Here is a 21,370-nt window from a genome sequence, read left to right on the forward strand (position 1 = left end):
CTTCAGAGGCTGAAGCGCGCGACCATGCTGTTGAGGTCCACGGCCAGTCGCGACAGCTCGTTGCTGGCTGCACTGGTCTGGTTGGCGCCGGTGGCCGACTGCACCGACAAGTCGCGGATGTTCACCAGGTTGCGGTCCACTTCCCGGGCCACCTGGGCCTGTTCTTCGGCGGCGCTGGCGATCACCAGGTTGCGTTCGTTGATCTCGATGATGGCGCTGTTGATGGTGTCCAGCGACAGGCCGGCGCCGCGGGCGATGTTCAGGGTCGACTCGGCGCGCTCGGTGCTGTTGCGCATGGAGTCCACGGCGTGCTCGGTGCCGCTCTGGATGCTGCCGATCATGCGTTCGATTTCGCTGGTGGACTGCTGGGTACGGTGCGCCAGGGCACGCACTTCGTCGGCGACCACGGCAAAGCCACGACCGGCCTCACCGGCACGGGCGGCTTCGATGGCGGCGTTGAGGGCCAGCAGGTTGGTCTGGTCGGCCAGGCCGCGAATCACGTCCAGTACCTTGCCGATGTCCCGCGACTCGTTGGCCAGGTCGCCGATCAGGCTGGCGGTGCCTTGCACATCGGAACTCATGCGCTCGATGGCGGACACGGTTTCCTGCACCAGATCGCGACCGTCGCCGGCGGAGGAGGTGGCGTTCTTCGAGGCTTCCGAGGTGCTCACGGCGTTGCGTGCCACTTCTTCCACGGCGCTGGTCATTTCATTGACTGCGGTGGCGGCTTGCTCGATTTCGTTGTTCTGCTGGGTCAGGCCACGGGCACTTTCCTCGGTGACGCAATTGAGCTCTTCGGCTGCCGATGCCAGTTGGGTGGCGGAGCCGGAAATGCGCTGCAGGGTGTCCCGCAGTTTTTCCTGCATCTTGGCCATGGCGCGCAGCAGGCGTCCGGCTTCGTCATTGCCGTCGACCTTGATCGGCCGGGTCAGGTTGCCTTCGGCGATTTCTTCGGCGGCGCTCAAGGCGTTGGCGATCGGTACGGTGATGCTGCGGGTCAGCAACCAGGCGAACAGCAGGGTCAGGCCGGTGGCCAGCACCAGCAGGGCCACCACCAGGTTGAAGGCCGAGGAGTACTGTTCGGCGGCCTGCTGGTTGGTGTCGACGGTCTGCTGGGTGTTGATCTCCATCAGGCGGTTGAGCACGGTGTTCATGGCTTCCGAGTTGTTCAGCAGGTCGGTGTTGAGCAGGTTGCGCAGCTCTTCCACCTGATTGCCGCGGGACAGGGACCTCATCCGCTCTTCGATCTGCCGGTACTGTGTCAGCAACTGGACGTACTGCTCGTAGGCGGTCTTTTCCTCGGGGCTCGTGATGAACTTCTCGTAGGTGACCTGGGCGGCGCGGATCTGCTGGTTGCGCATGTCCAGCAGTTCGATGGTCTTTTGCTGGACATCGGGTTCACGGTTGACCAGCAAACGATAGGACAGCACCCGCAGACGCAGGGTCAGCTGGGTGAACTCGTCGAGGCTCTTGATGCTCGGCACGCTGTTCTGGGTGATGTCCTCGGCGGCGCCGCGGATCTTGCTCATCTGGTTCAGGGCGAACACCCCCAGGATCAGCATCAAGCCGCCGATCATGGCAAAGCCGAGGAAGGCCCGCGGAGCGATATTCATATTGCGTAGGGACATGGTGAGTACCAAAAAGGGCGCATCCGTGCGGGGGCTTGAGACTGATCTACCGTGACTTATCGGTCGTACGACTAAAGTCTTGAGTCGCGCCGTGGATTTAGCCTTTTGGCTATGCATCGGGCCGGGAGTGTCAATGGCTGACTGCATCGGCCCCAGGCCCGTAATAGAGCCCTGGAGCCGGGAGAAGGGCGTTTACAGCTGGAAGCGGGTCACCAGATTGTTCAGGTCAGCGGCCAGGATCGACAGTTCACTGCTGGCGGAGCGGGTCTGGTTGGCACCCGTGGTGGACTGCACCGACAGGTCGCGGATGTTCACCAGATTGCGATCCACTTCCCGAGCCACCTGGGCCTGTTCTTCGGCGGCGCTGGCAATGACCAGGTTGCGCTGGTTGATTTCGTTGATGGCGCTGTTGATGGTGTCCAGGGACTGGCCGGCGCTGCGGGCGATGTTCAGGGTCGAGTCGGCACGTTCGGTGCTGTTGCGCATCGACTCCACCGCCTGCTCGGTGCCGCTCTGGATGCTGCCGATCATGCGTTCGATTTCACTGGTGGACTGTTGGGTGCGGTGCGCCAGGGCACGGACTTCGTCGGCGACCACGGCAAAGCCGCGGCCGGCCTCGCCGGCACGGGCGGCTTCGATGGCGGCGTTGAGGGCCAGCAGGTTGGTCTGGTCGGCCAGGCCGCGAATCACGTCCAGTACCTTGCCGATGTCCCGGGACTCGTTGGCCAGCTCGCCGATCAGGCTGGCAGTGTCTTGCACGTCACCGGTCATGCGTTCGATGGCCGAGACGGTTTCTTGCACCTTGTCCCGTCCGTCCCCGGCGGATTGGGTGGCGTTTTGCGAAGCTTCGGAAGTGCTCACTGCATTGCGCGCGACTTCTTCCACGGCGCTGGTCATTTCATTGACCGCGGTAGCCGCCTGCTCGATTTCATTGTCCTGTCGAGTCAGGCCACGAGCACTTTCGTCGGTGACGCTGTTGAGCTCCTCGGCGGCCGAGGCCAGTTGGCCGGCGGAACCGGAAATGCGCTGCAGGGTGTCCCGCAGTTTTTCCTGCATGGTCAACATGGCCTGCAGCAGGCGGCCGGCTTCGTCGCGGCCATCCACGGTGATCGGCTGGGTCAGGTTGCCTTCGGCGATCGCTTCGGCCGCATGCAGGGCGTTGTCGATCGGCAGGGTAATGCTGCGAATCAGCCGCCAGGCAAACACCAGGGTCAGGGCGGTGGCCATTACCAGCAGCGTCACCACCAGATTGAAGGCGGTGGCGTATTGCTCGGCCGCCTCTTGATCGGCGGCGCTGGAGTAGTGGGTGTTGATGTCCACCAGTTGATTGAGAAGGGCGTTGATCTTTTCGGCGCTGGCCATCAGCTCGGTGTTCAGCAGCTGCTGCATGCTTTCGAGCTGGTTGTTGTGCGACAGCTCGATCAACTGGCCTTCCAGTTGGCGGTGGTGGGTCAGCAGTTCCATGTACTGATCGTAAGCGGCCTGCTCCTCCGGGCTGCTGATGAGCTTCTGGTAGCGGGCCCGGGTTTCATCGATTTTCTGGTTGCGCTGGCTGATGGAGTCCAGGGTCTTTTGCTGTTCCTCGGGGTCGCGGTTGAGCAGCAGCCGGTAGGCCTGGACCCGCAGGCGCAGGCTCAGTTGGGTGAAATCGTCGACGCTCTTGATGCTGGGAATGGTGTCCTGGGTGATGCGTTCGGTGGCTGCGCGGATCTTGCTCATTTGACTCAGAGCGAAGATCCCGAGAAACAGCATCAAGCAACCGATCACGGCAAAGCCGAGGAATGCTCTCGGAGCGATATTCAGGGTGCGCAGGGACATTGAACCTACCTCGGATGTGCGCGGCTTGCGCGATTGGGTCTGGGAAGTACCTGTGCTATCGCGTTGAAAAAATGCTTCTTGAATCGCCGGGAGTGATTTCAGAAAAGTCTGATCACCTGTTGGGATAATTCGTAAAAGTCCGAAGCATCCGACCGAGCGTCAGGAACCCGAGGCGCGAATGACAGTCTCTAACAGCTCTCGCGTGAGGGTCATCGCCAGTAAAATCAAGGCCTTGCGCCTGGATATCCCTGGTATCCAAGGTGACTTTTCTTTATCGTACGCGCCCTTTGCAAACAGCCCGGAAGATCAAAATGTTGGAAGCATCCCTCAGCCAATTGGAACAGTTGGTCAGTGACCTGGTGGTACAGAACCAGGAGCTGCTCGGCACGAACGAAACCCTCAAGGAGCAACTGGCCCAGGCCAAGGATGAAAACGAAAGCCTGCAGTTGAGCCTCATGGAACAGGAAGAAAAACAGGGCGCTACCGCCGCCCGCATCCAGGCTCTGGTTGAGCGCGTCAGTGCGAGCCCGGCCAACCCATGAGACATCACATCGATGGGGTGAAGGTGGTCTCGATCCTGGGCGAGGATTACTCGATCAAGGCGCCGGCCGGTGAGGAACAGACCCTCATGGACGCCGCGCTGATGCTCAAGGCGGCCCTGGCCGACACCAAGAAAAAATACCCGACGCTGATTGGCGAACGCCTGCTGGTGCTGGCAGCGATGAACCTGTGTTCGCAGCAGATCGAAATGAAAAAGCAGCACGCCCAGGCGCTTGAGCGTTATCAGGAGCAGGTGAGCGCCACCGTCGAGGTGATCGCCAAGACCATTCAACAGAATTGATGGAAGTGCACACAGCTGACGGGTAATGGGTTGGACAAGCAGAGGCATTGTTTGTATACAACTTCCCGCGGCTGGCGCGGTATCTCAGCCTCTTATAACCATAAGAAAGAGGTGTTCCATGCAATTCTGGCGACGCAGTATTCAATGGCAACTGATCCTCAGCATGGGTTCGGCCCTGCTGGTCAGTCTGCTGGTGGTCGTAGCGATCTACACGGTGCTGATCAATCACCTGACCCAGAGCTACCTGGTGGACAGGGCGCTACCTTCGAGCATCGAAGCCATGCGCAACGATATCGAGCGCATTCTGACCCAGCCTCTGACCGCCGCCCGTGACCTGGCCGGCAACGGCATGCTGCGCGACTGGCTGGCGGCAGGCGAAGACCCGGCCCGGGCGCAGAGCTTCATCAGCTACCTGGAAGACATCCGCGCCGAGAACCAGGCCTTCACCACCATGATGGCCAGCCCGCTCAGCCATCACTATTACAACCAGAAAGGCCTGGACCGGACCCTGAGTCGGGATAATCCGAAGGATGCCTGGTTCTATCGCTTTATCGACAGCGGCAAGCCGCGGGTGCTGAACATCGATGTCGATGTTGCCAGTGGCGAGCTGGCGCTGTTCATCAACTACCGGGTCGAGAAAGACGGTGAGCTGGTGGGGGTCACCGGCCTGGGCTTGCGCATGACCGAGCTGTCGCAACTGATTCACGACTACAGCTTTGGCGAGCGTGGCCGGGTGTTCCTGGTGCGCAACGATGGTTTGATCCAGGTGCATCCGGACGCTGAATTCAGTGGCAAGCGACAGTTGTCCGAGCAGATCGGCGCGAGCGCCGCCGAGGCGCTGATGGGACACGAGGGGCTGACCAGCAGTCATTTCGAGCGTGACGGCGAAGACTACCTGGCCTTGAGCCTGCCGCTGCGCGGCTTTGGCTGGAGCCTGGTGGCCGAGGTACCGCAGGCACAGATTTACGCCGAGGCGCACCGGGCGATCTGGCTCACCAGTCTGATCGGCCTGGGCATCGCCGGCGTCTGCCTACTGCTGGTTGTACTGCTGGCCCGTGGCCTGGTACGTCCGGTGCGACAGGTGACCGAAGGGCTGGTGGCCATCGGCAGCGGCGGTGGCGACCTGACCCTGCGCCTGGATGCCAGCCGTGCCGACGAGCTGGGGGATCTGGCCCGGGGTTTCAACCGTTTTCTCGACAGCCAGCGCGGCATGATCGGTGAGGTGTTGGCCACCACCGAACGCCTGCGTTCCTCAGTGAGCCAGGTGGCGGCGGTGGTGGAGAACACCGCCGAGCGCTCCGGCCGGCAGCAGGAGATGACCGACATGGTGGCCACTGCGGTACATGAGATGGGGCTTACCGTGCAGGACATTGCGCGCAATGCCGGGCAGGCGGCGGACGCTTCCCAGGCGGCCCGGGATGAAGCCCAGCAGGCCCAGGACGTGGTAGGCGGTTCGATTCGGCATATCGAGAACATGTCCGGTGAAATCGCTCTGGCCGCCGGTGCCGTGGGCGAACTGGCGGAACAGGTGGCCTCCATCGATCAGGTGCTGGCGGTGATCCGCGGGGTTTCCGAACAGACCAACCTGCTGGCCCTCAACGCTGCCATCGAGGCGGCTCGGGCCGGGGAAATGGGCCGTGGCTTTGCGGTGGTGGCCGATGAAGTCCGGACCCTGGCCCAGCGTACCCAGACCTCCACCGATGAGATCCAGCAGATGATCCAGGGCCTCAAGCAGGGGGCGGAGAACGCCGTGTCCTCGATGCATGCGGGACAATCGGCCACCGGCACCGGGGTTCAGTCCAGCCAGCAGACCGGGGCCTCACTGACGGCGATCACCGGGCAGGTGGAGCGTATCAGCGACATGAATCAGCAGGTCGCCACTGCCACGGAAGAACAGTCGGCGGTGACCGAGGAGATCAACCGCAATGTTCAGGGCATTTCCGAACTGGCCCGGGCCACCGCGGCTGAAGTGCACACCTGTCGTGAGGATTGCCAGACCCTGCAGCGCCTGGCCGAAGACCTGGCGCGCCAGGTGGGTGGTTTCAAGCTGCACTGAGCGAAGGGGCGCGGGCCTGGCAGCGAACCGCCTGTGCGCTGTGCCAGGCCTGAGGCTTGCGCCGGCAAGCCGGCTCCTACAGGTGTGGAATGAGTCTTCTGCTAGGAGCTGGCTTGCCAGCGAATAGCGCTGCGGTGTGACAGGCCGCCTCGGCCTCAGAACCAGGCGTCCTGCATCTCCAGGCAGGTGGCGTCCCGTGCTTCCAGCAGGGTCAGTTCATGCTGGCAGCCCGGCACTTCCCAGGTCAGGAAGTAGCGCGCGGCCTGCAGTTTGCCGTGATAGAAATCCCGGTCCCCGGCATGGCCTCGCGCCAGTCCTTCCTCGGCCTTGATGGCCTGTTCCAGCCAGCGCCAGCCGATCACCGCGTGGCCGAAGGCCTTCAGATACAGCGCCGAGTTGGCCAGGGTCGCCGTGACCTTGCCGCTGGCCAGGTCGCCCAGCAGACCCAGGGTCACGCTCTGCAGGCGCGTCACCAGTTGCTCCAGAGGCAGGCGCAGGGCATCCAGCGACGCATGGGCGCGGGCCCGCTCGCCCGTCTCGGCGATCAGGCGGATCAGGCGCTTGAGCCCGGCGCCGCCGTTCTGCGCCAGCTTGCGCCCCAGCAGGTCCAGGGACTGGATGCCGTGGGTGCCTTCATGGATCGGATTCAGGCGATTGTCGCGGTAGTACTGCTCCACGGGGTATTCCCGGGTGTAGCCGTGGCCACCGAGGATCTGGATCGCCAGCTCGTTGGCCTTGAGGCAGAACTCCGAAGGCCAGGACTTGACGATGGGCGTCAGCAGGTCCAGCAGTTCATGGGCCTGCTGGCGCTCGGCCTCGCTGGCCAGGGTGGTGGTGTCATCGAACAGCCGCGCCGCATACAGCCCCAGGTCGAAGGCGCCTTCAACATAGGCCTTCTGGGTCAGCAGCATGCGGCGCACATCGGCGTGCTGGATGATGGCAACCGGTGCGGTGGTCGGGTCCTTGCTGTCCGGCAGGCGACCTTGCGGACGCTCGCGAGCGTATTCCAATGAATACAGATAGCCGGCATAACCCAGCATCACCGCGCCCATGCCGACGCCGATCCGTGCTTCGTTCATCATCTGGAACATGTAGCTCAGGCCGTGATGGGGCTTGCCCACCAGATAGCCCACGCAGTTACCGTTATCGCCGAAGTTCAGCGCGGTGGAAGTGGTGCCGCGCCAGCCCATCTTGTGGAACAGCCCGGCCAGCAGCACGTCGTTGCGCGGCCCCAGGCTGCCGTCATCGTTGACCAGGAACTTGGGCACGATAAACAGGGAAATGCCCTTCACCCCGGGCGGCGCGTCCGGCAGCTTGGCCAGGACCATGTGCACGATGTTTTCCGACAGCGGGTGGTCGCCGCCGGAGATGAAGATCTTGTTGCCCTTGAGCCGGTAGCTGCCGTCGGCAGCCGGTTCGGCGCGGGTGCGGATATCAGACAGCGACGAACCGGCATGGGGCTCGGTCAGGGCCATGGTGCCGAAGAAGCGGCCATCGATCATGGGCTGCAGGAAGCGGTGTTTCTGTTCGTCGGTGCCGAAGCTCTCGATCAGGTTGGCCGCGCCCATGGTCAGGAACGGGTAGGAAGTCGTGGCCGCGTTGGCCGCCTGGAAGTGGGCGAAGCAGGCCTGGGACAACAGGGTCGGCAGCTGCATGCCGCCCGCGTCGAAACTGCGCGCGGCGTTGAGGAAGCCGGCTTCGAGGAAGGCGTCCACCGCCGGTTTCACTTCAGGGATCAGCACCGCCTGGCCATCCTCGTAGCGCGGCTCGTGTTCATCGCCCTTGCGGTTGTGCGGGGCGAAGTACTTCTCGGCGATGTTGCGCGCGGTGCCCAGGGCGGCATCGAAGGTTTCGCGATTGTGCTCGGCAAACCGCTCGCGCTGGGTCAGACCTTCGGCGTCGAGCACCTCATACAGTTCGAAAGCCAGATTGCGGGAACTGAGCAGCGTCTCGGACATGGCGGCATACCTGTTGGCTAGGGAATGGGCCGAGTCTAGGCGCGTGAATAAAGGCTGAATAGCAAGATTGATCTGGGTGATAAAGATGCCAAACAGGCGCAGCCCCTGTCGCCGCTGCCGAAGGCTGCGATAAGTCCCGCCGGGACTTTGGCTGCAATGAAGTCGCTACGGCCGTTGCGGCCGATCGCAGCCTGCGGCAGCGGCTACAGGACATTGCATCGGGCAAAAAAAAGAGCGCCGCTGAGGGCGCTCTTTTTCATGGTGCTGACTATCGGCTTCAGCCGATGGTCATCAGGCTGGCGTTGCCGCCGGCCGCTGCGGTGTTGACGCTCAGGGCGCGCTCGATCACCAGGCGTTCCAGGGCAATCGCCGTCTCGCCCTGGGACAGGCCCTGGACGCCGACGATGGCGCCGGCACGCTGGGCCACTTGCTGGCAAACGCCGCGCAGTTGGTCAGAGTCGCCGTGATGCAGGACCGCGTCGAATACCACGTCGTCCTTGGTCCAATCCGCCACCCGCTGGATGCGTGCTTGCACGTCCTTGGGCAGACGGGCGAACAGCGCCTTGCTGAGGTCGCTTTCCGGCCAGACTGCCGAACCGCCGACGGCCAGTACGGCCGCCAGTTGGGTCAGCAGGTCGCCCTCGACCTCCGCCAGGCACAGGACGTGCTCGCGGGGCAGGATGGCGTAGCTGTTGCGCTCGCCGGTCGGGCCGTTCAGCTGGCGGGTGATACCGCTTTGCGACTGGCTGGCGAACTGTTTGCACAGGGTCGCCAGTTCCACCAGTTTGCTGCTCTCGGCCCAGGCTTGCAGGGCGTTGAGCGGCTTGCCGAGGGCTTCGCGCAGGCGCAGGTCCGGAGCGTTGGCCGCATCGGCACGGACGAAGGATTGCTCGATGGCATCCACCGGACGGGTCGACAGCAGGCGGTACAGGTACAACGGACCGCCGGCTTTCGGGCCGGTGCCCGACAGGCCTTCGCCGCCGAACGGCTGCACGCCGACCACGGCACCGACGATGTTGCGGTTGACGTAGACGTTACCGGCGTTGACGTTGTCCACCACCTTGGCAATGGTTTCGTCGATCCGGGTGTGCACACCCAGGGTCAGGCCGTAGCCGGAAGCGTTGATCTGGGCGATCAGTTGGTCGATGTCTTTGCGCTTGTAGCGCACCACGTGCAACACCGGACCGAAGATCTCGCGCTGCAGTTCATCGAAGCTTTCCAGTTCGATCAGGGTCGGCATGACAAAGGTGCCACGCTTGCATTCTTCGCTGTCGGCGATGGCCATCTGGTACACGCTGCGACCTTTGTCGCGCATGGCTTGGATGTGCTTCTCGATGCCGGCCTTGGCTTCGGCGTCGATTACCGGGCCGATGTCCACCGACAGGCGCTCCGGGTTGCCCAGGCGGTTTTCGGCCATGGCGCCCTTGAGCATTTCGATCACGCGGTCGGCGGAATCTTCCTGCAGGCACAGCACGCGCAGAGCCGAGCAACGCTGGCCGGCACTGTCGAAGGCCGAGGACACCACATCGATGACCACTTGTTCGGTCAGGGCCGATGAGTCGACGATCATGGCGTTCTGGCCACCGGTTTCGGCGATCAGCGGGATCGGCCGACCCTGGTTGTCCAGGCGCCCGGCGATGTTGCGTTGCAGCAGGCGCGCGACTTCGGTGGAACCGGTGAACATCACGCCCTTGACGCGCTCGTCACCGACCAGGCGGGCACCGACGCTTTCGCCCTGGCCCGGCAGCAGTTGCAGCACGCCTTCAGGAATCCCGGCTTCGAGCAGCAGGCGCACGGCCTGGGCCGCCACCAGCGGGGTCTGTTCGGCCGGCTTGGCCAGTACCGGGTTGCCGGCGGCGAGGGCGGCGGCGACCTGGCCGCTGAAGATCGCCAGCGGGAAGTTCCACGGGCTGATGCACACCACAGGACCCAGCGGACGGTGGGCGTCGTTGCTGAAGTCATTGCGGGCCTGCACCGCGTAATAACGCAGGAAGTCCACGGCTTCACGCACTTCGGCGATGGCGTTGGCGAAGGTCTTGCCGGCCTCGCGGGCCAACAGGCCCATCAGCGGCTGGATCTCGGCTTCCATCAGGTCGGCGGCGCGTTCCAGGATCGCGGCGCGTTCGGCCGGCGGCGTGGCCTGCCAGATCGGCGCGGCGTTGAGGGCGCACTGGATGGCGTTGTCGACGTCTTCGATCGTGGCTTCCTGGACGTGACCGACCACATCGCGATGATCCGACGGGTTGAGGACCGGCGCCGGGGTTTCGCTGCTGGCGGCGCAACCGAGCATTGGCGCGGCTTTCCAGTGGTTGTGAGCGCTGGCCAGCAGGGCGCAGGACAACGACGCCAGGCGGTGTTCGTTGGCCATGTCGATGCCGGCGGAGTTGGCGCGCTCGCTGCCATACAGGTCACGCGGCAGCGGAATGCGTGGGTGCGGCAGGCCGAAGCCGCCTTCCAGGGTGGCCATCTGCTCGATCTGCGCCACCGGGTCGGCCACCAGCTCTTGAATCGAGATCGACTGGTCGGCGATGCGGTTGACGAAGGAGGTGTTGGCGCCGTTTTCCAGCAGGCGGCGTACCAGGTAGGCCAGCAGGGTTTCGTGGGTGCCGACCGGTGCGTACACGCGGCACGGACGGTTCAGCTTGCCATCGGCAACCTTGCCCACCACTTGCTCGTACAGCGGTTCGCCCATGCCGTGCAGGCACTGGAACTCGTACTGGCCGGGGTAATAGTTCTGACCGGCAATGTGGTAGATCGCCGACAGGGTGTGGGCGTTGTGGGTGGCGAACTGCGGGTAGATGACTTCCGGCACCGACAGCAGCTTGCGTGCGCAGGCGATGTAGGAAACGTCGGTGTACACCTTGCGGGTGTAGACCGGATAGCCTTCCAGGCCTTCGACCTGGGCGCGCTTGATCTCGCTGTCCCAGTAGGCGCCCTTCACCAGGCGGATCATCAGGCGGTGACGGCTGCGGCGGGCCAGATCGATGACGTAGTCGATGACGTACGGGCAGCGCTTCTGGTAGGCCTGGATCACGAAGCCGATGCCGTTCCAGCCGGTCAGCTGCGGCTCGAAGCACAGGCGCTCCAGCAGGTCCAGGGACAGCTCCAGGCGGTCTGCTTCCTCGGCGTCGATGTTCAGGCCGATGTCGTATTGCTTGGCCAGCAGGGTCAGGGACAGCAGGCGCGGGTACAGCTCTTCCATCACGCGTTCGTACTGGGCGCGGCTGTAACGCGGGTGCAGCGCCGAGAGCTTGATGGAGATGCCCGGGCCTTCATAGATGCCGCGACCGTGGGAGGCCTTGCCGATGGAGTGGATGGCCTGCTCGTAGGACGCCAGGTATTTCTGCGCGTCGTGCTCGGTCAGTGCCGCTTCGCCGAGCATGTCGTAGGAGTAGCGGAAGCCCTTGGCTTCGAACTTGCTGGCATTGGCCAGGGCTTCGGCGATGGTTTCGCCGGTGACGAACTGCTCGCCCATCAAACGCATGGCCATGTCCACGCCCTTGCGGATCATCGGCTCGCCGCTCTTGCCGATGATGCGGCTCAGGGAGGAGGTCAGGCCGGCCTCGTTGTGGGTCGACACCAGCTTGCCGGTGAGCAACAGGCCCCAAGTGGCGGCGTTGACGAACAGCGACGGGCTGTTGCCCAGGTGCGGCTGCCAGTTGCCGGTGCTGATCTTGTCGCGGATCAGCGCGTCACGGGTGCCCTTGTCGGGGATGCGCAGCAGGGCCTCGGCCAGGCACATCAGTGCCACGCCTTCCTGGGACGACAGGGAGAACTCCTGCAGCAGGCCCTGGACGATACCGGCACGGCCACCGGCGCTCTTCTGGTTACGCAGCTTCTCGGCGATCGAGGCGGCCAGCTTGTTGGCGGCTTCGGCGGTGGCGGCCGGCAGGCGCGCCTGCTCCAGCAGCATCGGCACCACTTCCGGTTCCGGGCGACGGTAGGCAGCGGTGATCGAGGCGCGCAGCACCGATTGCGGCAGGATGCTCTCGGCAAATTCGAGGAAGCATTGGTGAGCGTGATCGGTCAGCACATCGCCGGCGTCGTCGCCGTCCTTGGTGGTGACACTGCTCAGCTCGGTCAGGGTTGCACCACCCTCGAGTTTTTCCAGGTAATTGAAAATCGCCTGCTTGATCAGCCAGTGCGGCGTACGATCGATCGAGGTCGCAGCGGCCTTGAGGCGCTCGCGGGTTGGGTCGTCGAGTTTGACCCCGAGGGTGGTGGTAGCCATATTTTTATCCTCATGTTTGCCACGCACGTGTGGCATCAGCTGGCGGCAAGATTATCCGTGCGCCGAAATAGGTGCAACCGGGTGCAACCCTTTTTTCGCTGGAATAAATAGCAGCTCGTCAGGAAATCAATATTGCCTCCTGGCTCCCGTATTGCCTTGGTGCATTTAATTCTGGCGGGTGGATTTCTTGCTCCAAAAAGGAGCAAAAAAGTTGTCGTCGTCGGTAAATGCGACAAGGTGCAACTTAATTGGATGAAACTGGTTGCACCTTGTTTAATTTGTTGAATAGGATTCGCGCCCAAGGTGCAACCTGTCTTTTGCGACTCGGTTCATCGGCCAATGGCTTTCCTGGGGAAACATTGGTCATAAAACGTGCGCGATGGCCGATCGTCTTCCAAACTGTAAAAGCTGGGTGACGGTACTGCTGACCGCCGCTACATAAAAACAAAGCCAGGGCGTAACTCAAATGAGTGCAAGCAATCCAACCTTGATCACGTTCGTGATCTACATCGCAGCAATGGTGCTGATCGGCTTCATGGCCTATCGCTCCACCAACAACCTTTCCGACTACATTCTTGGCGGCCGCAGCCTGGGCAGCGTGGTGACCGCGCTTTCCGCTGGTGCTTCCGACATGAGTGGCTGGCTGCTGATGGGCCTTCCGGGCGCTATCTACATGTCGGGTCTGTCGGAGAGCTGGATCGCCATCGGACTGATCGTCGGTGCCTACCTGAACTGGCTGTTCGTTGCCGGTCGTCTGCGGGTGCAGACCGAGCACAACGGTGATGCTCTGACCTTGCCGGACTACTTCTCCAGCCGTTTCGAAGATAAAAGCGGCCTGCTGCGCATCATCTCCGCAGTGGTGATCCTGGTGTTCTTCACCATCTACTGTGCCTCCGGCATCGTGGCTGGTGCCCGTCTGTTCGAAAGCACCTTCGGCATGCCTTACGAGACGGCGCTGTGGGCTGGCGCGGCGGCGACCATTGCTTACACCTTTGTTGGTGGCTTCCTGGCGGTGAGCTGGACCGATACCGTGCAGGCCACGTTGATGATCTTCGCGTTGATCCTGACCCCGATCATCGTGCTGTTGGCCACCGGTGGCGTCGATACCACCTTCCTGGCGATCGAAGCCAAGGACCCGACCAGCTTCGACATGCTCAAGAACACCACCTTTATCGGCGTGATCTCGCTGATGGGCTGGGGCCTGGGCTACTTTGGTCAGCCACACATCCTGGCGCGTTTCATGGCGGCGGATTCGGTGAAGTCGATCGCCAATGCCCGTCGTATCTCCATGACCTGGATGATCCTGTGCCTGGGCGGCACCGTGGCCGTGGGCTTCTTCGGTATCGCCTACTTCTCGGCGCATCCTGAAGTGGCCGGTCCGGTGACCGAGAACCCTGAGCGTGTGTTCATCGAACTGGCCAAGCTGCTGTTCAACCCGTGGGTAGCCGGCGTGTTGCTGTCGGCCATTCTGGCGGCGGTGATGAGTACCCTGAGCTGCCAGTTGCTGGTGTGCTCCAGCGCCCTGACCGAAGACTTCTATAAAGCCTTCCTGCGCAAGCACGCCTCTCAAGTTGAGCTGGTATGGGTCGGTCGCGCCATGGTGCTGGTGGTGGCGCTGGTCGCCATCGCCATGGCCGCCAACCCGGAAAACCGCGTGCTGGGCCTGGTGAGCTACGCCTGGGCCGGCTTCGGTGCGGCGTTCGGTCCTGTGGTGCTGATCTCGGTGCTCTGGAAGGGCATGACCCGTGACGGCGCGCTGGCCGGGATCATCGTCGGTGCCGTCACCGTGATCCTGTGGAAACACTTCGCTCTGCTGGGTCTGTACGAAATCATCCCGGGCTTCATCTTCGCCAGCCTGGCAATCGTGCTGGTGAGCAAGATGGGTGCTCCAAGCGCTGGCATGGTTCAGCGTTTTGAAGCGGCCGAGAAGGATTTCAAGCTCAACCACTGAGTGCGCAAATCCTGCCCTGATCGTTCGGGGCAATGAAAACGGCCCGCTGCGTCACCGCAGCGGGCCGTTTTTTTTGCGGTTCGGGTAGCTGCTGCCGCAGGCTGCGAACCAGATGGGCAGCATTCCGGCGCAGCGTTGGCGGCGCTCTGAAGAACGCCAGGGGCTCGTCTGGCAATCGCCAGGCAAGGCCTTGCAGGCCTTTGCTCAGCCTCGCCATGGCTCGGCAGCGGCTACAGACCAATGCCGATCCGAGAGTGGTGTAGCCGCTGCCGCAGGCTGCGAACGGCCCGTAGGGCCGCGGCTCTCTCAAGGCCGATGAGCTCCGACGGGGGATCGTCAGGCAAGGCCTTGCAGGCCTTTGCGCAGCCTCGCCATGGCTCGGCAGCGGCTACAGACCAATGCCGAGCCGGGAGTGGTGTAGCCGCTGCCGCAGGCTGCGAACGGCCCGTAGGGCCGCGGCGCTCTCAAGGCCGATGAGCTCCGATGGGGGATCGCCAGGCAAGGCCTTGCAGGCCTTTGCGCAGCCTCGCCATGGCTCGGCAGCGGCTACAGACCAATGCCGAGCCGGGGGTGGTGTAGCCGCTGCCTAGGGCCGCGGCGCTCTCAAGGCCGATGAGCTCCGACGGGGGATCGCCAAGCAAGGCCTTGCAGGCTCGGCAGCGGTAGGGTCAGTGCAGTTCTGCGTCCGGCTGGTTGAGGAAGATCAACACGCCAAGGATCGCCATGTAGAACTTGAAGGCCGCGTCCTGGCCATTCCAGGTCTGGGATTGCCACATCATGAACCACTCGCCACCCACCACCATGAAGCCGAAGAACCAGACGCAGAAGCCCAGGCAGAAGCCGGCAATGGCCCAGCCTTTGCGCCGGTTGAAGTAGCTGGCGACACCGTGTCGCGCCAGCCACAGGCGCAAGGCGCCAACGGCCAGCAATACCCCGGTCAGGGCCTCGCCGGTAATGATCAGCCAGTAGCCGACATTCCACAGCAGAGGCAGGGTCAGGGCGCGGTCGGTGGCGGTGTTGCCGGGGAAGACGCTGTCCATGCTCAGTACGTGCTGGACAAAGGCGAAGTTGGAGTCGTAGTCGCTGATGTTGTTGTAAGCCACCAGCAAGGCGAACGCCGCCACTGCCAGGGTCATGGTGATTTTTACGTAACGCACAATCATGTTGGGTTCCTTTGAGGGTGAGTAATGATCCTGGGGGCTGGTTGGGGGTGGATGCGTCGGTGCCAACGCGCTGGGGGGATTTGGGGGGGATGGCCCTGGCGTCTGCTGCCAGGGCCGATGAATCAGGCTTGTTTCAGCGCCTGGTCAAGGTCCTCGAGCAGGTCCTCGATGGCCTCGATGCCGACCGAAAGGCGGATCATCTCCGGCTTGACGCCGGCCTTGGCCTGCTCTTGTTCGTTCATCTGCCGGTGGGTGGTGGACGCCGGGTGGCAGGCCAGGGACTTGGCGTCGCCGATGTTTACCAGGCGCTTGAAGATCTGCAGGGCGTCGTAGAAGCGCACGCCTGCGGCATAGCCGCCTTTTAGGCCGAAGGACAGGATCGCCGACGGCTTGCCCTGCATGTACTTGCGCGCCAGTTCATGGTGCGGGTGATCGGCCAGGCCGGCGTAGCTGACCCAGGCCACCAGCGGGTGGTCCTTGAGGAACTGCGCGACCCGGATCGCGTTGTCGGTGTGGCGCTCCATGCGCAGGGCCAGGGTTTCCAGGCCTTGCAGCAGGAGGAAGGCGTTCATCGGCGCCAGCGCCGCGCCGGTGTTGCGCAGTGGTACGGTGCGGGCCCGGGCGATAAAGGCAGCCGGGCCGAACTTTTCGGTGTAGACCACGCCGTGGTAGGCCGGCTCCGGGGTGTTGAGGCTGGCGAACTTCTGCGGATGCTCGGCCCAGGGGAAGTTGCCGCTGTCGACGATCACCCCGCCCAGGGAGTTGCCGTGGCCGCCGACGTACTTGGTCACCGAGTGCACCACGATGTCGGCGCCGAACTGGATCGGCTTGCACAGGATTGGCGTGGCCACGGTGTTGTCCACCATCAGCGGTACGTTGCGGGCGTGGGCGGCCTGGGCCAGGCCCTCGATGTCGACGATGTTGCCCGCCGGGTTGCCGATGCTTTCGCAGTACACCAGCTTGGTCTTGTCGTCGATCAGCTCGGCGATGGCCTCTGGCGAATCGTCCCGGGCGAAGCGCACTTCGACCCCGAAGCTGGGCAGCAGGTGGGCGAACAGGGTGTAGGTACCGCCGTACAGCTGGGGTGTGGAGACAATATTGTCCCCGGCCTGGGTCAGGGTCTGGATCGCGTAGTGGATCGCCGCGCTGCCAGCCGCCACCGCCAGCCCGGCGATCCCGCCTTCCAGGGCGGCCATGCGCTGTTCCAGCACATCGTTGGTGGGGTTCATGATGCGGGTGTAAATGTTGCCGGGCACATCCAGGTTGAACAGGTCCGCCCCGTGCTGGGCGTTGTCGAACTCGAAGGCGACGTTCTGGTAGATGGGCACGGCCACGGCCTTGGTGGTCGGGTCCGACTTGAATCCATGGTGCAGCGCAATCGTTGCGTCTTTCATAAATCCTCGACTCAGTAGCAATCCGTTTTATGAGCACAGCCAGGCAGGTCGTGTGCCCGCGCAGCAGTCAGTGGTCCCGTGTGTCTGAGTCGCCAGCAACCGCTTGAGGTGCCCGCCGCTTGGCCGCGAGCGGGCGCGTCAGTGTCCAATAGGCGCGGCGGATGGGCAAGGGGGCGCTGGCTTGCCGGGAACGGGGCGGCCGTCCTTGGCCAATGGCGGTTTCAGCGCGGCTGGGACCAGCCCTGGGAGCGGCTGACGGCGGCGCTGAAGGTGCGGCGCCAGGCGTCGGCCGTGGTCCGGTCGACACGGGGCTGATAGTGGGTGCGGGTGTTGTCCAACTCCGGCAGCTCCAGGCCCAGGCCACGGGCAGCCAGGGCGGCGCAGCCCAGGGCGGTGAGTTCGTCGAAACGCTGGGTGACGATGGTGCGTTGCAGGATATCGGCAAGGAACTGGGCGAAATACGGGCTGCGGGCCAGCCCGCCGTCGATCGACAGCTGGTCGGTGACACGCAGGTGATCGTCCATCGCGGTGATCACTTCGGCGCTGCGCAGGGCCACGCCTTCCAGCACCGCCTGGCACAGGTCCTGGCGGCTGGTGGCGGCGTTCATGCCGATCCACACCGCTCCGGCGCTGCGGTCCCAGTGTGGGCAGGCCAGCCCCGACAACGCCGGGACAAAGGCCAGTTCGCGGGAAATGGCCGGTGGCTGATCGAAGGCCGCCAGCTCCGAGAAGTCGCTGAACAGGCCCAGCCGCCCGGCCCACTCCACCGCGGCGCTGGCGTCGTACACGCCACCGTCCATGGCATACACCGGCTTGCCATCGACCTGCCAGGCAATGGTGGCCAGCAGGCCTTTCTCCGGTGCGCGGATGATCTGATCGCCGGTGACGGTCAGGGCGAAGGCGCCGGTGCCGAAGGTGATCTTGGCGTCCCCCGGCTGCCGGCAGCCGTGGCCGTAGAGCGAGGCTTGCTGGTCCACCACTGAGGCGCTGATGGGCGTCTGGCCGATACGCCCGAAGTCGCCGACCGTGGCGCGGATCGGTGGCAGGGCCTCTAGCGGGACGCCGAACAGTGCACACAACTGCGGGTCCCACTGGCCGGTGGCGAGGTTCATCAGCGAGGTGCGCGACGCGGTGGTGATGTCGGTGGCATAGACCCCGGCCAGGCGGTCGAGGAAGTAGGCATCGGTGGTGCCCAGACGCAGGCGGCCGGCACTCAGGGCTGCTTGTGCCGCCGGCAGGTTCTCCACGATCCAGGCCAGCTTGCTGGCGGAAAAATAGGCGTCCAGAGGCAATCCGGCCCGCTCCAGGGTCAGGGCTTCGGCTCCGTTGGCTCGCAGTTCCTCGATGCGTGCGGCGCTGCGGTTGTCCTGCCAGACGATTACCGGAGACAGCGGTGCGCCACTGATGGCGTCCCAGGCCAGGCAGCTTTCGCCCTGATTGGCCAAGCCGATGGCGTCGACCCGGCCGGTGGCTTCCAGGCAGCGTTGCAGGTTGGCCAGCAGTTCCAGCGGGTCGTGCTCGACCCAGCCCGGACGAGGGTGATGCTGCTGGTGGCGCAGCGCCAGTTGGATGTCGGCACGGCCTTGCATGTCCACAACCAGTACGCGGGTGCTGGTGGTGCCCTGGTCAAGTGCGGCTATTCGCATGGTCTTTTCTCTTGTTGTGGGACGGGCCTAGTCGATGCAGATGTCCAGTTGGTCAAGGTGTTCCGGCAGTTGCAGCTCCTTGAGGGGAATCAGCAGGCGCCGTTCCGGCAGTGCCGAGACCGGGCGGCTCCAGAGGTCCAGGCCCTGGGCGCGGACCCGCAAGGTGCCGCTGACCGCTCGGCTGACCCGCAGTTGGATGTGCTGCAGGCCCGCCAGCTCGCCGCGCACCAGCCGGCCCGGTACGCCGAGCTTGATCGGGGCTGCGTACTTCAGGGTCAGCGCGTCATGGGGAGCGGGTAGCTGGTTGCACAGGGCCAGTGCCATCAGGCTGCCGATACGCCGCCCTTCACGGTAGGACCAGCCGGCGGTCTCGATCGGTCGCAGCAGGTTGCCGGCGGCGAAGTAGGCCGGGTCCGAGCAGCGCCCGTACTGGTCGATCTTCGGCCCGTTGCTACCGCTGTCCAGCTGCAGGTGGCTCTGGCGCACCAGGCTCGACTCCGGGGTGAACTGGCCCGTGAGCAGCACGCCGTCGCAGGCAATCTCGCGCACCTGACCGTCGCCCAGGCGCACCTGGGCCGATTCCACCCGACCGGTGCCGTTGATCGCCAGCAATTGCGCGCCGAAATGCATGGGAATGCCCAGCAAGCGTGGAAACAGCGACAGCGGCCAGCGTGCGGTTGCCCGGTTGTTGGCTTCGAGCACCGCCACCGGGCGGATTCCTGCGCGTCGGCAACTGAGCACGGCGGACAGGCTGACCAGCTCGGTGCCGACGATCAGCGGCCGCTCAAAGGGCTTGAGGTGCTGCATATAGAGGAAGTTCTGCAAGGCTCCGGTGTTGATCACGCCCACCGGGCGGTCGCCGGACAGCAGGCGTGCCGAGCGTGGGGTTTCCCGGGCGCCGGTGGCGATCAGGACCTTTTTTGCCTGGATCTGCCGCGGCCCGTCGGTGCTCGCCAGGCGTAGCAGGCCGCCGGGTTCCAGGCTGACTACCGTGTGGCGCAGCAGCAGGATCACGCCGGCTTTCAGCGCGGCTTCGACGTTGCGCCGGGCATAGGCCGGGCCGCTGAGAATGCGCTGATACTCGCGCATGCCGAAGGGCGGGTGAGCGCAGTGCCGGGGAATGCCGCCAGCTTCGCTTTCTCGCTCGATGACAATCACCGGGCCGATGCCCTGGCGCCGCAGTTCAAGGGCGGCCGCGAGGCCCGCCGGGCCGCTGCCGATAATGGCTGCTTCGGCCTGAAGGAGTTCAGTGCTGTTCATGGCAACGACCTGTGGCAAGTGGGACGGCCAGTTGACTGGCACTGAGTTCGGCGACTTGGGCCGAGCAATAGAAACCCTGGCAGCGCCCCATGCAGGCACGGGTGCGACGCTTGAGCCCACCCAGATCGCCGGGGGGCAGGGGGCTGTGCAGGGCGGTCTCGATTTCGCGACGGGTCACCAGTTCGCAATGGCAGACGATTTCGCCATAGCCGGGGCGTTGCCAGTCCCGGGGCAAGTGCTCCGCGAGGTTGGGCATCTGCGGCCAGACCGGCTCGCGCACCGGGTGATGCTGGCGACGCTGGCTGTACAGGCTGTAGACGTGCCGGGCAATGCCCAGGGCGGCAGTGAGCCCGGTGGAGCGGATGCCGCCGACGGTGATCCAGTGCCGGGAGTGATCGGCCTGGATCCGGTACTCCTTCTTGTCGCTGGCCGGGCGCAGCCCCGCGTAGGTCGCGGTGACCGGCATTCCGGCGAGGCCGGGAATCCGCTCCACGGCAGCGTCGATCAGGCTTTGCAGGGTCGGGCCGTCGAGCCCGGCATGCACCCGGTCCTCCTGTTCTTCGGCGGTGGGGCCCACCAGCAGGTTGCCGTAGACGGTGCGGGTCAGGACGATGCCTTTGGTGCGTTCGTTGGGCACCGGCAGGACGATGCGCTCCAGCAGTTTGGCCGCGGCCTTGTCGAAGACCACGAACTGGCCCTTGCGCGGCATGATGCGAAATTCGCTGTGGCCCAGCAGGTTGTGCTCCAGGGTGTCACCGAACAGCCCCGCGCAGTTGATCACCTGGGCGCTGCGCAAGGTGCCCAGGTTGGTATGCAGGGTCCAGGCATCACCATCGAATTGGCCTTGCTGCACCTCGCACCGCAACTGCACCCGGGCGCCATGGGCCATGGCCTGCTGCAGGTAACCCAGGGGCGCTGACCAGGGGTCGATCAGGTGTTCGTCGGGCACCAGCACCGCGCCCACCGCGTGATTGGCCAGATGGGGTTCCAGGGCGAGGATCTCGCTGCGTTCCAGCAGGCGCACGTTATTGACCCCATTGGCCTGGGCCTGGTCGAGAATCCCTGGCAGGCGGGCCTGGTCCTCGGCGTTCCAGGCCACCACCAGGGCGCCACTCTTGAGCAGCGGCAAGTTCATGGCCGAGTGAATCTCCAGGTATTCCTGGTACCCGGCCTGCATGCACTGCAGCTCCAGGCTGCCGCTGGGGGCATCGAAGCCGGTGTGCAGGATGGCGCTGTTGGCCTTGCTGGCGCCGGAAAGAATGTCGCTGCCCTTTTCCAGCAGCACCACCCGTGCACCCTCCAGGGCAAAGCGCCTGGCCATGGCGCAACCGACGACCCCGCCACCGACGATGGCCACATCGAAAGTCACACTGTTCGGATAAAGTTCGGTCATATGAATGCCTGTTTCCTGCGGTAACACCAAG

Annotated in this window: 13 protein-coding genes and 2 pseudogenes; 5 read left to right on the top strand and 10 right to left on the bottom strand. The window is 64.2% G+C overall.

Going from position 1 to position 21,370, the window contains the following annotated elements; translation table 11 throughout:
* Positions 1-2 precede the first annotated feature (2 nt).
* The 3 genes and pseudogenes from ACMGF8_RS07460 to ACMGF8_RS07470 form a co-directional block, all read right to left on the bottom strand.
* Positions 3-875 (bottom strand): methyl-accepting chemotaxis protein, encoded by an 873-nt coding sequence (locus ACMGF8_RS07460; RefSeq protein ID WP_371826195.1) that lies wholly within the window; start codon positions 873-875, stop codon positions 3-5.
* A 30-nt stretch (positions 876-905) separates the two neighbouring features.
* A pseudogene (locus tag ACMGF8_RS07465) lies at positions 906-1,775 on the bottom strand (MCP four helix bundle domain-containing protein); the annotation flags it as partial.
* A gap of 45 nt (positions 1,776-1,820) precedes the next feature.
* The gene (locus ACMGF8_RS07470; protein ID WP_207816490.1) at positions 1,821-3,446 is read right to left on the bottom strand and encodes a methyl-accepting chemotaxis protein; all 1,626 of its coding nucleotides are present in this window, start codon (positions 3,444-3,446) and stop codon (positions 1,821-1,823) included.
* A gap of 311 nt (positions 3,447-3,757) precedes the next feature.
* Here ACMGF8_RS07470 and ACMGF8_RS07475 point away from each other — a divergent pair, with 311 nt between their 5' ends.
* From ACMGF8_RS07475 to ACMGF8_RS07490, 4 genes and pseudogenes are all read left to right on the top strand, one after another.
* Positions 3,758-3,988: a hypothetical protein gene (locus ACMGF8_RS07475; RefSeq protein WP_102862842.1), complete on the top strand. Its 231-nt coding sequence runs from the start codon at positions 3,758-3,760 to the stop codon at positions 3,986-3,988.
* Positions 3,985-4,287, top strand: a complete 303-nt coding sequence (locus ACMGF8_RS07480) for a cell division protein ZapA (protein WP_102862843.1) — start codon at positions 3,985-3,987, stop codon at positions 4,285-4,287. Before ACMGF8_RS07475 ends, ACMGF8_RS07480 begins: the two co-directional genes overlap by 4 nt.
* A gap of 163 nt (positions 4,288-4,450) precedes the next feature.
* Positions 4,451-5,476 (top strand): annotated as a pseudogene (locus ACMGF8_RS07485) (cache domain-containing protein); the annotation flags it as partial.
* 135 nt (positions 5,477-5,611) lie between these two features.
* The gene (locus ACMGF8_RS07490) at positions 5,612-6,343 is read left to right on the top strand and encodes a methyl-accepting chemotaxis protein (RefSeq protein ID WP_374704520.1); all 732 of its coding nucleotides are present in this window, start codon (positions 5,612-5,614) and stop codon (positions 6,341-6,343) included.
* Positions 6,344-6,498: 155 nt separating this feature from the next.
* Here ACMGF8_RS07490 and ACMGF8_RS07495 read toward each other — a convergent pair whose 3' ends face one another.
* Together ACMGF8_RS07495 and putA are read right to left on the bottom strand one after the other, a co-directional pair.
* On the bottom strand, positions 6,499-8,301 hold the full coding sequence (locus ACMGF8_RS07495) for an acyl-CoA dehydrogenase (RefSeq protein WP_102862845.1): 1,803 nt from the start codon (positions 8,299-8,301) through the stop codon (positions 6,499-6,501).
* A 277-nt stretch (positions 8,302-8,578) separates the two neighbouring features.
* Positions 8,579-12,532, bottom strand: coding sequence for a trifunctional transcriptional regulator/proline dehydrogenase/L-glutamate gamma-semialdehyde dehydrogenase (putA, locus tag ACMGF8_RS07500; RefSeq protein WP_102882051.1), 3,954 nt, complete (start codon positions 12,530-12,532; stop codon positions 8,579-8,581).
* Between the two features lie 466 nt (positions 12,533-12,998).
* On the opposite strand from putA, the gene putP reads away from it, so the two are divergent.
* Positions 12,999-14,483, top strand: a complete 1,485-nt coding sequence (gene putP, locus ACMGF8_RS07505) for a sodium/proline symporter PutP (protein WP_102862847.1) — start codon at positions 12,999-13,001, stop codon at positions 14,481-14,483.
* A 668-nt stretch (positions 14,484-15,151) separates the two neighbouring features.
* Here the strand turns inward: putP and ACMGF8_RS07510 are convergent.
* From ACMGF8_RS07510 to ACMGF8_RS07530, 5 genes are all read right to left on the bottom strand, one after another.
* Positions 15,152-15,646, bottom strand: coding sequence for a DUF2165 family protein (locus ACMGF8_RS07510; RefSeq protein WP_102862848.1), 495 nt, complete (start codon positions 15,644-15,646; stop codon positions 15,152-15,154).
* A gap of 122 nt (positions 15,647-15,768) precedes the next feature.
* Positions 15,769-17,040 (bottom strand): O-acetylhomoserine aminocarboxypropyltransferase/cysteine synthase family protein, encoded by a 1,272-nt coding sequence (locus ACMGF8_RS07515; RefSeq protein ID WP_102862849.1) that lies wholly within the window; start codon positions 17,038-17,040, stop codon positions 15,769-15,771.
* Between the two features lie 221 nt (positions 17,041-17,261).
* Entirely contained in the window at positions 17,262-18,686 is a 1,425-nt protein-coding gene (locus ACMGF8_RS07520) for a glycerol kinase (RefSeq protein ID WP_207166972.1), read from the bottom strand.
* A gap of 27 nt (positions 18,687-18,713) precedes the next feature.
* A complete protein-coding gene (locus ACMGF8_RS07525; RefSeq protein ID WP_416759166.1) occupies positions 18,714-19,946 on the bottom strand; it encodes an NAD(P)/FAD-dependent oxidoreductase in 1,233 nt (410 codons plus the stop codon).
* A complete protein-coding gene (locus tag ACMGF8_RS07530; protein WP_416759168.1) occupies positions 19,933-21,339 on the bottom strand; it encodes an NAD(P)/FAD-dependent oxidoreductase in 1,407 nt (468 codons plus the stop codon). The genes ACMGF8_RS07525 and ACMGF8_RS07530 overlap by 14 nt, the downstream gene beginning before the upstream one ends.
* Positions 21,340-21,370: the final 31 nt, after the last annotated feature.

The sequence above is a fragment of the Pseudomonas sp. BNK-7 genome (assembly GCF_048072025.1).
Classification (GTDB): Bacteria; Pseudomonadota; Gammaproteobacteria; order Pseudomonadales; family Pseudomonadaceae; genus Aquipseudomonas; species Aquipseudomonas danubii.

Excerpts from the sequence above, each read along its gene's own strand:
- ACMGF8_RS07460 (WP_371826195.1), bottom strand. The coding sequence starts at position 875 with ATGGCCAAGATGCAGGAAAAACTGCGGGACACCCTGCAGCGCATTTCC.
- putA (WP_102882051.1), bottom strand. The coding sequence starts at position 12,532 with ATGGCTACCACCACCCTCGGGGTCAAACTCGACGACCCAACCCGCGAG.
- ACMGF8_RS07495 (WP_102862845.1), bottom strand. The coding sequence starts at position 8,301 with ATGTCCGAGACGCTGCTCAGTTCCCGCAATCTGGCTTTCGAACTGTAT.
- ACMGF8_RS07520 (WP_207166972.1), bottom strand. The coding sequence starts at position 18,686 with ATGCGAATAGCCGCACTTGACCAGGGCACCACCAGCACCCGCGTACTG.
- ACMGF8_RS07480 (WP_102862843.1), top strand. The coding sequence starts at position 3,985 with ATGAGACATCACATCGATGGGGTGAAGGTGGTCTCGATCCTGGGCGAG.
- putP (WP_102862847.1), top strand. The coding sequence starts at position 12,999 with ATGAGTGCAAGCAATCCAACCTTGATCACGTTCGTGATCTACATCGCA.
- ACMGF8_RS07475 (WP_102862842.1), top strand. The coding sequence starts at position 3,758 with ATGTTGGAAGCATCCCTCAGCCAATTGGAACAGTTGGTCAGTGACCTG.
- ACMGF8_RS07470 (WP_207816490.1), bottom strand. The coding sequence starts at position 3,446 with ATGTCCCTGCGCACCCTGAATATCGCTCCGAGAGCATTCCTCGGCTTT.
- ACMGF8_RS07510 (WP_102862848.1), bottom strand. The coding sequence starts at position 15,646 with ATGATTGTGCGTTACGTAAAAATCACCATGACCCTGGCAGTGGCGGCG.
- ACMGF8_RS07490 (WP_374704520.1), top strand. The coding sequence starts at position 5,612 with ATGGTGGCCACTGCGGTACATGAGATGGGGCTTACCGTGCAGGACATT.
- ACMGF8_RS07525 (WP_416759166.1), bottom strand. The coding sequence starts at position 19,946 with ATGAACAGCACTGAACTCCTTCAGGCCGAAGCAGCCATTATCGGCAGC.
- ACMGF8_RS07530 (WP_416759168.1), bottom strand. The coding sequence starts at position 21,339 with ATGACCGAACTTTATCCGAACAGTGTGACTTTCGATGTGGCCATCGTC.
- ACMGF8_RS07515 (WP_102862849.1), bottom strand. The coding sequence starts at position 17,040 with ATGAAAGACGCAACGATTGCGCTGCACCATGGATTCAAGTCGGACCCG.